Source organism: Rhodococcus sp. 14-2483-1-2 (assembly GCF_002259405.1).
In the GTDB taxonomy this organism is placed as follows: domain Bacteria; phylum Actinomycetota; class Actinomycetes; order Mycobacteriales; family Mycobacteriaceae; genus Rhodococcoides.
Window position 1 is genome coordinate 66,569 of the sequence record NZ_NPFW01000020.1, and the last position, 13,508, is coordinate 80,076.

General features: G+C 64.0%; 12 protein-coding genes. 4 read left to right on the forward strand and 8 right to left on the reverse strand.

What is annotated here, in order from left to right; genetic code table 11:
• Position 1 precedes the first annotated feature (1 nt).
• From CH295_RS17730 to CH295_RS17760, 7 genes are all read right to left on the reverse strand, one after another.
• Complete coding sequence (locus tag CH295_RS17730) at positions 2-865, reverse strand: alpha/beta fold hydrolase (protein WP_094741455.1); 864 nt, start codon at positions 863-865, stop codon at positions 2-4.
• A gap of 47 nt (positions 866-912) precedes the next feature.
• Complete coding sequence (locus CH295_RS17735) at positions 913-1,209, reverse strand: antibiotic biosynthesis monooxygenase family protein (RefSeq protein ID WP_094741456.1); 297 nt, start codon at positions 1,207-1,209, stop codon at positions 913-915.
• Between the two features lie 71 nt (positions 1,210-1,280).
• Positions 1,281-2,657 carry an NAD-dependent succinate-semialdehyde dehydrogenase gene (locus tag CH295_RS17740; RefSeq protein WP_094741457.1) on the reverse strand — a complete coding sequence of 459 codons (1,377 nt, stop codon included), beginning with the start codon at positions 2,655-2,657 and terminating at the stop codon, positions 1,281-1,283.
• A gap of 67 nt (positions 2,658-2,724) precedes the next feature.
• On the reverse strand, positions 2,725-3,711 hold the full coding sequence (locus CH295_RS17745; protein ID WP_252342085.1) for a helix-turn-helix domain-containing protein: 987 nt from the start codon (positions 3,709-3,711) through the stop codon (positions 2,725-2,727).
• A gap of 112 nt (positions 3,712-3,823) precedes the next feature.
• On the reverse strand, positions 3,824-4,306 hold the full coding sequence (locus CH295_RS17750; RefSeq protein ID WP_094741458.1) for a hypothetical protein: 483 nt from the start codon (positions 4,304-4,306) through the stop codon (positions 3,824-3,826).
• A 22-nt stretch (positions 4,307-4,328) separates the two neighbouring features.
• Positions 4,329-4,856, reverse strand: a complete 528-nt coding sequence (locus CH295_RS17755) for a flavin reductase family protein (RefSeq protein WP_212556186.1) — start codon at positions 4,854-4,856, stop codon at positions 4,329-4,331.
• 120 nt (positions 4,857-4,976) lie between these two features.
• A complete protein-coding gene (locus tag CH295_RS17760; RefSeq protein ID WP_052047713.1) occupies positions 4,977-6,401 on the reverse strand; it encodes an NtaA/DmoA family FMN-dependent monooxygenase in 1,425 nt (474 codons plus the stop codon).
• A 628-nt stretch (positions 6,402-7,029) separates the two neighbouring features.
• Here CH295_RS17760 and CH295_RS17765 point away from each other — a divergent pair.
• Positions 7,030-9,267, forward strand: coding sequence for an NADP-dependent isocitrate dehydrogenase (locus tag CH295_RS17765; protein ID WP_094741460.1), 2,238 nt, complete (start codon positions 7,030-7,032; stop codon positions 9,265-9,267).
• A gap of 172 nt (positions 9,268-9,439) precedes the next feature.
• Here the strand turns inward: CH295_RS17765 and CH295_RS17770 are convergent, their stop codons facing one another.
• Complete coding sequence (locus CH295_RS17770) at positions 9,440-10,327, reverse strand: LysR family transcriptional regulator (RefSeq protein WP_094741586.1); 888 nt, start codon at positions 10,325-10,327, stop codon at positions 9,440-9,442.
• A gap of 82 nt (positions 10,328-10,409) precedes the next feature.
• Between CH295_RS17770 and CH295_RS17775 the strand changes: the two genes are divergently transcribed.
• The 3 genes from CH295_RS17775 to CH295_RS17785 are packed head-to-tail and all read left to right on the forward strand — an operon-like array spanning position 10,410 to position 13,482.
• Positions 10,410-11,822 (forward strand): CitMHS family transporter, encoded by a 1,413-nt coding sequence (locus CH295_RS17775; protein WP_094741461.1) that lies wholly within the window; start codon positions 10,410-10,412, stop codon positions 11,820-11,822.
• Positions 11,819-13,171 (forward strand): acyclic terpene utilization AtuA family protein, encoded by a 1,353-nt coding sequence (locus tag CH295_RS17780; protein ID WP_252342086.1) that lies wholly within the window; start codon positions 11,819-11,821, stop codon positions 13,169-13,171. The genes CH295_RS17775 and CH295_RS17780 overlap by 4 nt, the downstream gene beginning before the upstream one ends.
• Positions 13,168-13,482: an AtuA-related protein gene (locus CH295_RS17785; protein ID WP_094741462.1), complete on the forward strand. Its 315-nt coding sequence runs from the start codon at positions 13,168-13,170 to the stop codon at positions 13,480-13,482. The genes CH295_RS17780 and CH295_RS17785 overlap by 4 nt, the downstream gene beginning before the upstream one ends.
• Positions 13,483-13,508 lie beyond the last annotated feature (26 nt).

Genomic DNA, 13,508 nt, shown 5'->3' on the forward strand with positions numbered 1-13,508 from the left:
TCTAGCCGGCGCGGTCGGTGAGCCAGCCGATGATGTTCGCGGTGACTTCGTCCCTGTTGGTCTCGTTGAGGATCTCGTGGCGGGCCCCGGGGTAGAGGGTGACGGTGACGTCGCTCATCCCGGCCTCGCGGTACCGGGCAGCGAGGGTCTCGATCAGCTGTCCGCCGCCGGCCAGAGGGTCGTCGGTTCCCGAGGTGATGAGCAGCGGTAGGTCGGAACGGATCTGCTCGAGGTTGTGCGGGTCGGCCAGCTTGTCGGCCTCACCGAACAACGCGGGGACTGTCGACTCCGGAAGATCGAAGCCGCACAGAGGATCGGCGACATAGGCGTCCACTTCGGCCTCGTCGCGGGTGAGCCATTCGTATCCGGTGCGGTGCTCGAAGGCGGCGTTGAACACACTCAGGTCACCGGCGGGGGCGTCGGCCATCCCGGCCGCGAGGATGTCCAGCGTCGTCGATCCCGACAACACCACACCCTCGTACAGGTCCGATCGTTCGATCAGAACATGCTGCGCGGCAAACGAACCCATCGAATGGGCGAACAGGAACAGTGGCAGGTCCGGATACTCGTTCAGCAGCGATTCGCCCAACTGCTCGATGTCGGCCCACAAACCCGCGAACGCGGCGGCACCGAAATCGCCAGGGGTGTCGACGATCGACTCTCCGTGGCCGCGATGATCGGATGCGACGACATGAAATCCGGCGTCGTTCAAGGCGGCGGCGAACCGGGCGTAGCGGCTGCCGTGCTCGGCGAGACCGTGTGCGATCTGCACGACGCCGCGAGCCGGATCGGCCGAGGTGGTCCAGGTGTAGGTGCTGATCTCGATGTCGTCCTGCTTGGATACGAACGACGAAGCGTTGGCCACGAAAATCTCCTCGAAACGGCGACGGGAACGAGACTCGAACTTATCTCCTAGGCGTCCTCCATCGGGTCGAAATGCGAGACGACGGGGAACGGCTCGTAGAAGTGATGTAGCAGCGTCTTCCACTCCTGGTACTCGTCGGACTTCCTGAAGCCCTCGGTGTGGTCTTCGAGTCGTTCCCATTCCACCAGCAGCAGATAGACATGCGGCTGCTCGATGCCCCGCGACAGCGTCAGATTCACGAACCCCGGCATCGAGGAGATGATCGATGTCGCGGCGGCGAAGGCGGCCTCGAACTCGTCGGTTCGGTGGGGGATGACGTGCAGCAGGGCATGTTCGACGATCATCGGGACAGTATGCCCATGACCGACAACAGCTCCCCGGGCACCGTGCCCGGGGAGCTGCTGGAAGAGACGGTCTACTTCGCGGAGATGCGCACGAGCTTCTTGTTCACGAACTCGTCCATGCCCCACGGTCCCAGTTCGCGACCGACGCCGGAGCGCTTGACGCCGCCGAACGGCAGGCCGGGCAGGGTGGTGCCGTGCTCGTTGACGAAAGCCATGCCGACCTCGAGCTGCTCGGCCACGTCGCGAGCCTTGTCCAGGTCGGCGCTCCACACCGAGCCGCTCAGTCCGTATGCCGAGGAGTTCGCCAGTTCGATTGCCTGCTGCGGGCTCTCGACCTTGTAGATCACCGCTGCCGGTCCGAACAGCTCTTCGCTGTACGCACGCATGTCCGGGGTGACGTCGGTGAGCAGCGTCGGCTGCACAAATGCGCCCGGCCCGTCGATCTTCTTGCCACCGGTGAGCAGTGTTGCGCCCTTGGCGACGGCGTCGTCGATCTGCTCGATCAACGTGTCGGCGGCGGTCTGCGACGACAGCGGGCCGAGGGTGGTGTTCGCGTCCAATGGATCACCGGTCTGCACTGCCTCGAACGATTCGGTGAGCTTGGTGACGAAGTCGTCGTAGAACTCCTCGGCGACGAGGATGCGCTTGGCGGCGTTGCAGGCCTGGCCCGCGTTGGACAGCCGCGCCCGGGTTGCGGATTCGACCGTGGCGTCCATGTCGTCGGAGTCGAGCATGATGAACACGTCCGAGCCGCCGAGCTCGAGCACGACCTTCTTGAGGTTGCGTCCCGCGGTTTCGGCGACGGAGGTGCCGGCCCGCTCACTGCCGGTGAGCGAGACACCCTGCACGCGTGGGTCGGCGATCATGTCGGCGATCTGATCGTTGGTCGCGAAGATGTTGATGTACGCGTCCTGCGGGAGTCCGGCCTGCTGGAAGATCTCCTCCATCAGCAAAGCCGACTGAGGGCAATTCGGTGCGTGCTTGAGCAGAATCGTGTTGCCCACCATCAGGTTCGGGCCGGCGAACCGGGCAACCTGGTAGTACGGGAAGTTCCACGGCATGACGCCGACGAGGGCTCCCACCGGTTTGCGCTGCAGCACAGTGTCTTCCGCGCCGGGGACGTCGAGTGTCTCGTCCTCGAGCAGCGCCGGTCCGTTGTCTGCGTAGTAGCGGTAGATGTTCGACGACAGCTCCACCTCGCCTTGGGATTCGGTGAGGGGCTTGCCCATTTCGATCGAGATGGTTCGGGCCAGTTCGTCGGAACGCTCGGTGTAGAGGTCGGCGACCTTGTGCAGAATTTCGGCGCGGTGCTTCGGTGAGGTCTTGCGCCACGTCTGGAAACCGGCGTGTGCGTCGGTCAGTGCGCGCTCGACGCCGGCCGCGTCGAGAGTCTCGAATTCCTTGACAGTTGTGCCGTCGGCAGGATTGACAGTTTTGTAGGTCGTCATGATCTGTTCAACGGTCGGGGAGGGGTCCGTTGTTCCTATTCGGGCAAAACGGATGCTCCGACGGTGGTCAGGAAGGGGTCCGAGGCCCGCCGTCGCGGTGACGCGCCCGGTACTCCATGGGCGTGCAATCGAATTGACGGCGGAATGTACGCGTCAGATGCGAGCTGTCGTAGAAGCCCCACCGGGCAGCGATCTCGCCCAGAGTGACCGCGGGATCGGCAGTGAGGATGTCTCGTATCGCGCCGTTCATGCGTTCGTGGCGCACGCATTCGGAGAAGGTGGTGCCGGCCGCGTTCAGTAGGCGGTGCATCGTGCGGGTCGAGATCATCGCCTCGCGCGCTGCGGCGTCGGCGCTGACGCGGCCGGACGGTAGGGCGGTGCGGATGTAGTGGCGCAGCATCATTCGGGTGGCGTTGTCGCGAGTCTCCGAATCGCGGGTGGTCGTCGTCGATCCGGCCACCGCGGTCAGCACGTCGACGAACGATCGATCGAGTGTCGCGAGCGCGCCGGGGTCGAGTGTCGAGCTCTCCTTCCACAGGACCGACATCATCGATCCCACCAGTGCACCCGCACCCGTCGTGGTGTCGATGCTGGTGCCCGTCACCGCGTCGGGATTCCACAGCTCCCGCGGGATTCGGAACGAGAGCACTTTCCACATCTCTCTGCTGTCGGTCTCGCGGTACTCCATCTGGTACGGGCGGGTGGTGTCGAACACGGTGATCGAACCAGGCGTGATCAGCGAGCGGCGTTCGTCCTGCTCCGCGAGGCAGGTTCCTTCCAACTGGAGATTGACGAACACTGCGTCGAGCGGCGCGCGCGTGACTTCGCGCCGACCGTGTTTGAGGACCTGGGTGACCGAGGAGATCTCGGCGCAGTTGACCACCGCCAGTTCCTGAGAGTCGACCCAACCCGGGACGCCGTCGGGAACGGAGCTGCGGTCTCGTTGCGAGCGGCCTCGATGGGGAGCCAACGGAGTGAAGGCCTCGCACACCACGTCACCCCAGTAGCTCACCTGCTCCTGGGGACTCAGCCCGGACGTGGACCAGTACGGCACGATGGCCCTCCTCCCGTGGTGTCGGCGTTTCCACTGGAACCGACGATAGATCGCCTGATCGACAGCTGTATTTCCCCGGCGTAACAACCTCGACCGTGGCGGTCGTCGCGCGTCAGGCCGTTCTGCGGTACGTCGATTCGGAGTGGGCTGCCCTGGTGTGCAGCATCGGCAGGACCTCGTCGAGGAGGCAGCGCTCGAGTTCGACGCGATGAGTGTCGAGCAGGGGAACGATCGTCACCCCGTCTGCGACGTGTGCTGCCGCGATGTCGGCGATGAGTCCGGCCAGACCCGACGGTGTGCCGATGTAACAGACGGTCCTGGGGGCGTGGACTCGTGCGTCGGCCAGTTCCGTGCGCGCTGTCCTCGCGTCGTGCGCTACGTGAACCGCGACGTCGAGAACGACCGACGGCGCATCTGTCCGGTGCTCACGGTCGTTGTGCGTTGCACGCAGGCGGGCTCGTGCGAGCTGAGCCGTGGCGAGATCGTCCGCCCGGATGTGTACGGTCTCGGCGGCCGGTGGGTCGGTCAGCCACCGTGGATCCGACTCGTCGGGCGGTGGGGAAGACAGTGCGACAACCATATTGGCGGTGAGCATGAGGGGTCCGTTCGCGTCGAGGTCAGTGAGTGGGTTCGGGTGGGGTCAGGGACCGCAGGGTGGATCCGTGCCATACGAGGGGCTCGGTGCTCGGATCGCTGCCCATGCGGTGCACCTGCATCACCACGACGTCGTGGTCGCCGGCTCGAATCTCGCTGTGAATGCTGCACTCGAGGTGCGCTGCGGCACCGCCGATGAAATGCGCTTCGGTCTCGGAGGTGAACGAGTCGATCCCGTCGAATCGGTCTCCGGACTTCGAGGACAGCTGACCGATCGAGGATCGGTGTAGTCCACTGAGCACCGATACCCCGATTCGCGGCGCGCTGCGCAGCGTGGGCCAAGTGGTCGACGTGTGTTGCACGGCGAACAGCACGAGGGGCGGGTCGGCGGAGATCCCGACCTGAAAGGAAGACGCCACGAGACCGACCGGCACGTCGTCGATGACGGCCGACAACATGACGATGCCCGACGGGAACAGTGCGAATGTCTTGCGAAGCAGGCTCGTGTCGTCGGAGACGTCGACGAGTGAGAGTGAGGGTGGTGTTGCCATCCGGGTCATGTGTGACCGCCGTTCTTCAGTGCTGGGGTGGTCGAGCCGGGGGGATGGCCGCCCAGTGCGGCCATCCCCCCGTCCGGGGAGAGCGATGCGTGCAGAGTGTGCGGTGGCGTGTCAGACGCCTGCGGTGACCCAGTCGACGTGTGTTCCGCCCGTGCCACTGACTTCGGCGTCGCGCACGAAGGCACCGCGGTACTTGGCGGCTGCATGCCGATCGGGGAGCTGAGGGCCGATCTCCGGGAACATGCGTTCGCGGAGCGTGCCGGATCCGTATTCCTTCTGCGCGAGTCCACGCTCCTGCAGCACCGGGATCACGTGGTCGACGAAATCCTCCGCCGACTGCGGGAAGTACTGGATGATCTGGTTCACGCCGTCCACGCCCGCGTCCTGCCACTGCTCGAGCTGATCCGCGATCTGTTCGGGGGTGCCCACCATGCGGCTGGCGTAGGACAGGGCCCCGACGAGATCGGAGACCTTGGCCTTCTGTCCGTTGTTGGAGTCCTCGAACATGCGGGCGTAGCCCTGCACTCCCGACATCGAGGTCTGCTCGATCGGCATGTCCGGATCCAGGCCGGACACGTCGATGCCCATGTCGCGGCCGATGTGTGCGGCCAGGCCTCGATAGCTGATGTCCTCGTCGATCTCGGCGGACTTGCGCCAGGCCTCTTCCTCGGTGGACCCGACGACGAACGAGAAGCCCTGGATGAACTTGAGGTCACCGGCGTTGCGGCCGGCAGCCACTGTTTCCTTGCGCTGCTCGGCGATTCCCTTGCGCGCTCCCTCGATCGTCGGATACACGACGAACGTGGCCTCGGCATGACGAGATGCGAACTCGCGTCCCACTTTCGACGATCCGGCTTGATACATGACCGGTGTGCGCTGCGGGGACGGGGACGCCATGTGTGGGCCGAGGACCTTGTAGCGTTCGCCCTGGTGGTAGATCCGGTGAATCTTGTCGGCATCGGCGTAGACACCGGCTTCACGATCTGCGAGCACCGCGCCGTCGTCCCACGATCCTTCCCACAGTTTGTAGACGACCTTCATGTACTCGTCGGCCCAGCGGTATCGCTCGTCGTGCTCGACGATCTTGTCGAAACCGAAGTTCTGCGCGGCCGAGTGAGTGGCGCTGGTGACGATGTTCCACCCGATTCGCCCCTTGCTCAGGTGGTCCATCGTCGACATCTTGCGAGCGAAGCTGAAGGGGTGCTCGGTGAGGATCGAGCTGGTGAACGTCAGTCCGAGGTTGTCGGTCGCCCCGATGAGAGCAGCGCAGAGAGCAGCCGGGTCGTGGCAGGGCATGTGCAGCCCCTCCTCGATGTACGCGTTCCACTTGCCCTCGTACGCGGGATCGATCCCGACGACGTCCGCCAGGAACAGGGCGTCGTACTTGCCGCGTTCGAGCGTCTTGGCGAGGTCGACCCACGTATCGAGGGTGTCGAAGTGCACCTGGGTGGTTTTCGGATTGCGCCACAGACCGTGATAGGTGTGCGAGACGGTATTCATCTGGAATGCGTTGAAGATCATTCGATTGCGTGTCATGGAGAGAAATGTAAACAGCGCTTGTGTCGCATCCATTAAACGCGGAATCGGTTGCGTTTCCATCACCTCACCGGTACTGCCCGTGGGAAGTGAGGAAGGTTGTGCACCCGAATCAGCTGTGATGCAACATGATTGGCGCATCGGAGTCGGTGGTCGCTGTCGTGAAAAGGGCATGGAAAAGCCGCACTCTGCTCTTGTCTTTCGGCAGATGTGCGGCGCTCTATCGGGAATGTGAATGTCTGAAATTCCACCTACGGGGTGCGCGATGAAATGAGTTTCGATCGGTGCGAGGGTCTGTTTTTCTCGGCCTGTTGTCGGAGGAATTGTTCCTCTTGGATTCGCGTGCGCTCGGTTCACGGGTCGGTCGTCGGGGTGTGCGTTCCATGTTGCCTGCGCAGTGCGGTGTCCCGATTGTAAAAATCGGCCATCTTTTTGTACGGGTGCGCCAGGTCGGTCGATCCGAGCGCGGGGGAGCGGGTCTGCCGACCTGCAAAAGTGCTACTGGTCGGTAACTTCGGCGCGTGGATGGAGTGATACCCCACTGCCCCGCACAGCAGCAGATTCGAAGATTAAAGTCGGGGTTGGACGCATCCAAAAGACGACGTTGAAACTGAGGCAAAGGCGAAACATGACAGCGAAGAAGCCGACCATCATTTACACCCTGACCGACGAGGCGCCCATGCTGGCGACTCACGCGTTTCTGCCGGTCATACGTTCTTTCGCCAGCGCGGCCGAGATCAACGTCGAGTCGAGTGACATCTCCGTTGCCAACCGCATCCTCGCCGAGTTCCCCGATTACCTCAACGAAGACCAGCGAGTGACCGACAACCTCGCCGAGCTGGGCAAGCTGACGCAGCTGCCCGAGACCAACATCATCAAGCTGCCGAACATCAGCGCCTCGGTGCCGCAGTTGCTCGCTGCCGTCAAGGAACTGCAGGACAAGGGCTACGCGATTCCCGACTTCCCCGGCAATCCGAAGACCGACGAAGAGCGCGAGATCCGCGAAAGGTACACCAAGTGCCTCGGCAGCGCGGTCAATCCGGTTCTGCGCGAAGGTAACTCGGACCGTCGTGCTCCGAAGGCCGTGAAGGAATTCGCCCGTAAGCACCCGCACAGCATGACCGAGTGGTCGATGGCGTCGCGCACCCACGTTGCGCACATGCGCGAGGGCGATTTCTACCACGGTGAGAAGTCGACGGTCGTCGACGGTGATCGTGAGATCAAGATGGAGCTGCTGCCCGCCGACGGCGAGCCGATCGTGCTCAAGGAGTCGGTCTCGCTCACCGACGGTGACGTCATCGATTCCATGTTCATGAGCAAGAAGGCGCTCCTCGATTTCTACGAGCACGAGATGCAGGACGCCTACGACACCGGCGTCATGTTCTCCCTGCACGTCAAGGCGACGATGATGCGCGTTTCGCACCCCATCGTGTTCGGCCACGCTGTGCGCGTGTTCTACAAGGACGCGTTCGCCAAGCACAACGAGCTCTTCGAGGAGCTGGGCGTCAACGTCAACAACGGCCTCTCGGACCTCTACACCAAGATCGAGACCCTGCCGGCGTCGAAGCGCGACGAGATCATCGAAGATCTGCACAAGTGTCACGAGACCCGTCCGGAGCTCGCGATGGTCGACTCCGCCCGCGGCATCTCGAACTTCCACTCGCCCAGCGACGTGATCGTCGACGCTTCCATGCCCGCGATGATTCGCGCCGGCGGCAAGATGTGGGGAGCGGACGGACGTCCGAAGGACACCAAGGCAGTCAACCCCGAGTCGACGTTCTCCCGGATCTACCAGGAGATGGTGAACTTCTGCAAGACCAACGGCCAGTTCGATCCGACGACGATGGGCACCGTTCCCAACGTCGGCCTGATGGCGCAGAAGGCCGAGGAGTACGGCTCGCACGACAAGACCTTCGAGGTACCGAAGGCGGGCGTCGCGAACATCACCGACAAGGCCACCGGCGAGGTGCTGCTGACCCAGACCGTCGAAGAGGGCGACATCTGGCGTCTGTGCATCGTCAAGGACGCCCCGATCCAGGACTGGGTCAAGCTCGCCGTGACGCGCGCACGTGAATCCGGAATGCCGGTCGTCTTCTGGCTCGACCCGTACCGCCCGCACGAGAACGAGCTCATCGGCAAGGTGCGCAAGTACCTGAAGGATCACGACACCGAGGGCCTCGACATCCAGATCATGTCGCAGGTTCGCGCGATCCGGTACACGATGGAGCGTCTCGTTCGCGGACTCGACACCATCTCCGCAACCGGCAACATCCTGCGTGACTACCTCACCGACCTGTTCCCGATCCTCGAACTCGGCACCAGCGCCAAGATGCTCTCCATCGTTCCCCTGATGGCAGGCGGCGGACTGTACGAGACGGGTGCGGGCGGTTCGGCTCCCAAGCACGTCAAGCAGCTCATCGAGGAGAACCACCTGCGCTGGGATTCGCTCGGCGAGTTCCTGGCTCTGGCCGTGAGCCTCGAAGACCTCGGCACCAAGACCGGCGACGTCAAGGCGACCATCCTCGCCAAGGCACTCGACTCGGCCACCGGCAAGCTGCTCGAGAACAGCAAGGGCCCGTCGCGCTCGACCGGTGAACTCGACAACCGTGGCAGCCAGTTCTACCTCGCCCTCTACTGGGCGCAGGAACTCGCCGAGCAGACCGAGGACGCCGAACTGGCCGAGCACTTCGGCGCGCTGGCCAAGACGTTGGCGGAGAACGAGGAGAAAATCGTCTCCGAGCTCAACGAGGTCCAGGGCACCGCAGTCGACATCGGCGGCTACTACTACCCCGACCCCGAAGCCACCGCTGCAGTGATGCGTCCGTCCAAGACCTTCAACGAGGCTCTGGAGTCGGCGAAGCAGTAGTACTTTCTGGCTCACCCCCTCATCGAATGAATGGTCCATTCACGCGCTCAGACGTTGTGAATGGACCATTCATTCATATTGGGGTGCACCAACATTCGGTCCACCGCCCACCCCGGTTTGGGATCAATGTGACTTTCACGCGCTCAGACGTACTGAATGGACCATTCATTCCTTACGGGCGCGGCACCAAGATGTCGAGGAAGGCCGAACAACTAGCGCTCTGGCGTCGCCCCGGCAATTGCACGACCGAGATGGTGCGATGAATGTTCGGTTCGATCGGCAGGTAGACAAGGCTCGCGAACGACATCATCGGCACCACCAATTCTGGGATGACGGTGATGCCGAGTCCCGCCGCGGTCAGGCCCGCCACGGCGGCGACGTTGTGTGCCTGAACAGACGGTCCGACGTCGACTCCCGCGTTCTCCAGCGCCAGTCGCACATGCGACGCGATGCTGGATTCGGGGCCGAAAGCGATGAACGGCTCGCCGGCGAGGTCGGTCCACCTCAGGCTCTTACGCTGCGCCAGAGCGTGATTCGACGGTAGCGCGCAGACGAACGCATCGGCGCTGACCGTCGTGCGCATCAAGTCGTTCGCTCGACCCGATGCCGCCACCACTGCGAAATCCACGGAGCCGTCGCGGACCGAGGCCACCACGTCGTCGCGCAGGCCGTCCTTGATGTGCACCGAGACGTCGGGATGGCTGTTGCGGAAGTCCACGATGTACGGCGGGAGGAACGTCGCCGCGATCGACGGCAAGCACGCGATGGTGACGGTCCCTCGGTCGCCCGAGACGAAGCGTCCGATCTGCTCCAGGCCGTCATCGAACTCGAGCAAGACCCGACGGGCATAGGCCGTCACCTCGTGTCCATCGCCGGTGAGGTCGACGCTCCGGGTGGTGCGGACGAACAGCCGCACGCCCAGGCGGCGCTCTGCCTCGGCGACGGTGCGACTGAGGTTCGGCTGGGATACCCCGAGGGACGCCGCCGCCGAGGTGAAGCTCGCGAGATCGGCCAGCGCCACGATGGCCCGTAGGTGCGCGATACCGATATTGATGCTCACAGCGAATGAATGTATACCCAACTGATGTTGGACTGCGTAAGTGATCTGCACAACACTCGTCGTATTCGATGAAGGAGATCACATGCTGTCACTGCTCGGCTTCGGGACGATTGCCATCATCCTGCTGCTGTTGTTCACCCAACGCGTCGCGGCCATCGTCGCGCTTGCAGGTGTCCCGCTTGCTGCGGCGTTCCTGGCCGGCAACTCGCCGTCCGAGGTGGCAGGGTTCGTCAAAGAGGGACTCGGCGGGGTCGTCGGCGTTGCGGCGATGTTCCTGTTCGCGATCGTCTTCTTCGGGATCATGCGCGACGCAGGTCTGTTCGATCCCCTCATCGCGCGCATCGTGAAGTGGGCAGGCAGCGCACCGCCGACTGTCGCCGTGGCTACGACGGCTCTTGCGCTGGTCGCCCATCTCGACGGGGCAGGCGCGGTCACGTTCCTCATCGCCGTTCCCGCGATGCTGCCGATCTACGAGCGCCTCGGGATGAGCCGGCTGGTGCTGGCCACGTGTGTCGGACTGGGTGCGGGCGTGATGAACCTCGTTCCCTGGGGCGGCCCGACGGCGCGAGCGGCAGCAACATTGGGCGTCGACGCCAACGTGCTGTGGGTGCCGCTGATTCCCGCGCAGATTGCCGGCGTGGTGTTCGCGTTGGCCATCGCGTACTACCTCGGACGCCGAGAGCGGACACGGTTGGCGAAGGTCGCAGCAGGTGATGTCTCGGCCGAGGTGGAGGAGTCGACGGCCCGCGTCGGACAGCGAATCCCCGTACCCGCTACCGGCGGATCAGACGAGCCGGCCTCACCCGGCTCGGTCGGTGACGAGACCCCAGAAGAGCCTGACAAGCCTGACGAGCCCAGCTTGCTACGTCCGAAGCTGTTCTGGGTCAACGTCGTTCTCGTTGTCGCGACACTCGCCGCACTGATCGCGGCCGTCGCGCCTCCAGAGACCTGCTTCATCATCGCGACCATCGTTGCGCTCCTGATCAATTACCCGGGCATGAAGGCGCAGTCCGCCCGTATCGAAGCGCATGCTGTCGGCGCGATGCTGATGGTGGGCACGCTGCTCGCCGCCGGTGTTCTGCTCGGTGTGCTCGATGGCAGCGGCATGATCGAATCGATGGCCGTCAGCGCCGCCAACGTGATTCCGGACTGGATGGCACCAGCACTTCCGCTCATCGTCGGGGTGTTCGCCGTCCCGATGAGTCTGATCTTCGGCCCCGACGCCTACTACTTCGGTGTGCTGCCGGTACTCATCGAGGTCGGCGACCAATTCGGCATCAGCGCAATCCATCTCGCTCAGGCGTCGATCATCGGTGAGGAGACCGTCGGCTTCCCGATCAGTCCGATGACGGGCGCGTTCTACCTCCTCGTCGGTCTGGCCAAAGTCGATATCGGCAGGCACATCCGGCATACCTTGGGGTGGGCATGGCTGGTCAGCCTCGGCATGCTCGGGGTCGCCTTCGCGACGGGCGTCATCCCGGTGTGGGTATCGTGAGCGCCCCCGGAACCGTCCGATTGGGCGCGGGCGCAGGGTTTGCCGGCGATCGCATCGACCCCGCCCAGATCTTGGCCGAGCGAGGCGAGCTCGACTATCTGATCTTCGAGTGCCTCGGAGAGCGGACCGTTGCGACAGGGCAGGCACGAAAATTGCTCGATCCCACGGCGGGCTACGACCCGCTCCTCGCAGCGCGCATGCGCGCCGTACTCGGCTCGACCACTGAGCAGGGCATCACCGTCGTCACCAACTCCGGAGCCGCGAATCCTGTTGCGGCAGCAGCTGTCGTCGCGCAGGTGGCGGAGCAGGTGTGCTCGCGTTCGGTGCGCATCGCTGCTGTCACCGGCGACGACGTGCTCGACGCGGTGCGTCGCATCGATCCGGTGGTGTGGGAGACCGGCCGCCCTCTGTCGGAGCATTCCGAGGAACTGGTGTCGGCCAACGCCTATATCGGGGCCGATGCGGTACTGCCCGCACTCGACGTCGGTGCCGACGTGATCGTCACCGGCCGTCTTGCCGATCCGGCGCTGTATCTCGCGCCGCTGATGCACGAGTTCGGTTGGGCCGGGCAGGATTGGGAGACGCTCGGTGCAGGGACGGCCGTCGGACATCTACTCGAATGCGCGGGCCAACTGACCGGAGGCTACTTCGCCGACCCGGTCACCAAGCCTGTGCAGGGTTTGGCACATCTGGGCTTCCCGTTCGGGGACGTGCGTGCCGATGGCACAGCCGAATTCGGCAAAGTCGATGGCACCGGCGGGGAGCTGACGCGGCGAACGTGCGCCGAACAGTTGCTCTACGAGGTCGGTGATCCCGCCAGCTATCTGACGCCGGACGTGACCGCCGATTTCACCGGAGTTGCGTTCCAGACAGTCGGGCCCGACCGGGTGGCGGTGTGCGGGGCGACGGGCAGTACACGGCCCGAGGAGCTGAAGGTGACCCTCGGATTTCGCGGCGGTTGGCTCGGTGAAGGGCAGATCAGCTACGCCGGGCCACGCGCACTGCAACGCGCGCAGCTTGCTGGAGAGATTGTGCAGCAACGACTGTGGGAGGTGCACGGCGTTCCGGCGGAGAATGTCGGCATCGAGTACATCGGGGCGGGTGCAGCATTCCGCGGACTTGCTGCCCCAACCGATGTCCCCGAAGTGCGACTGCGCGTCACGGCAAAGGTGCCCAACACGGAGACCGCTGCGTTGGTGGGATGGGAAGTCGAAAGTCTGTACACCAACGGCCCTGCCGGGGGAGGCGGCGCACGGAGCAGCAGCAGCGAGGTGCTCGCGATCAGATCGTGTCTGATTCCACGTGCACAGGTCACGACCGCTGTACACATCACGGAGGTGACGGTATGAGGACTGTCGACGATTTCGCCGACGTGCGAACCGGGGACAAGGGCGACACCCTCATTCTGGCTGTCTTCCCGCGGACCGACGAACACTACGAGCTACTGTCCCGCGAACTGACTGTCGATGCCGTTGCCACGCACTTCGCACCGTTGATCACCGGAGACGTGCGCCGCACCGAAATGCCCCTGGTCTCCGGGTTGGTGTTCGAGCTACCCGGCGTGCTCGGTGGGGGAGTGACAGGAAGCCCTGTTCTGGACGGACATGGCAAGTGTCTGAGCTACCACCTGCTGAATATGGCTGTACCCGAATGTCTTTGACCCCATTTTCCGACTCTTGCGGCCCA

Bases quoted from the DNA above. Each gene is read 5' to 3' on its own strand.
- CH295_RS17735 (WP_094741456.1), bottom strand. From the start codon at position 1,209: ATGATCGTCGAACATGCCCTGCTGCACGTCATCCCCCACCGAACCGAC.
- CH295_RS17740 (WP_094741457.1), bottom strand. From the start codon at position 2,657: ATGACGACCTACAAAACTGTCAATCCTGCCGACGGCACAACTGTCAAG.
- CH295_RS17750 (WP_094741458.1), bottom strand. From the start codon at position 4,306: ATGCTCACCGCCAATATGGTTGTCGCACTGTCTTCCCCACCGCCCGAC.
- CH295_RS17755 (WP_212556186.1), bottom strand. From the start codon at position 4,856: ATGGCAACACCACCCTCACTCTCACTCGTCGACGTCTCCGACGACACG.
- CH295_RS17760 (WP_052047713.1), bottom strand. From the start codon at position 6,401: ATGACACGCAATCGAATGATCTTCAACGCATTCCAGATGAATACCGTC.
- CH295_RS17765 (WP_094741460.1), top strand. From the start codon at position 7,030: ATGACAGCGAAGAAGCCGACCATCATTTACACCCTGACCGACGAGGCG.
- CH295_RS17775 (WP_094741461.1), top strand. From the start codon at position 10,410: ATGCTGTCACTGCTCGGCTTCGGGACGATTGCCATCATCCTGCTGCTG.
- CH295_RS17785 (WP_094741462.1), top strand. From the start codon at position 13,168: ATGAGGACTGTCGACGATTTCGCCGACGTGCGAACCGGGGACAAGGGC.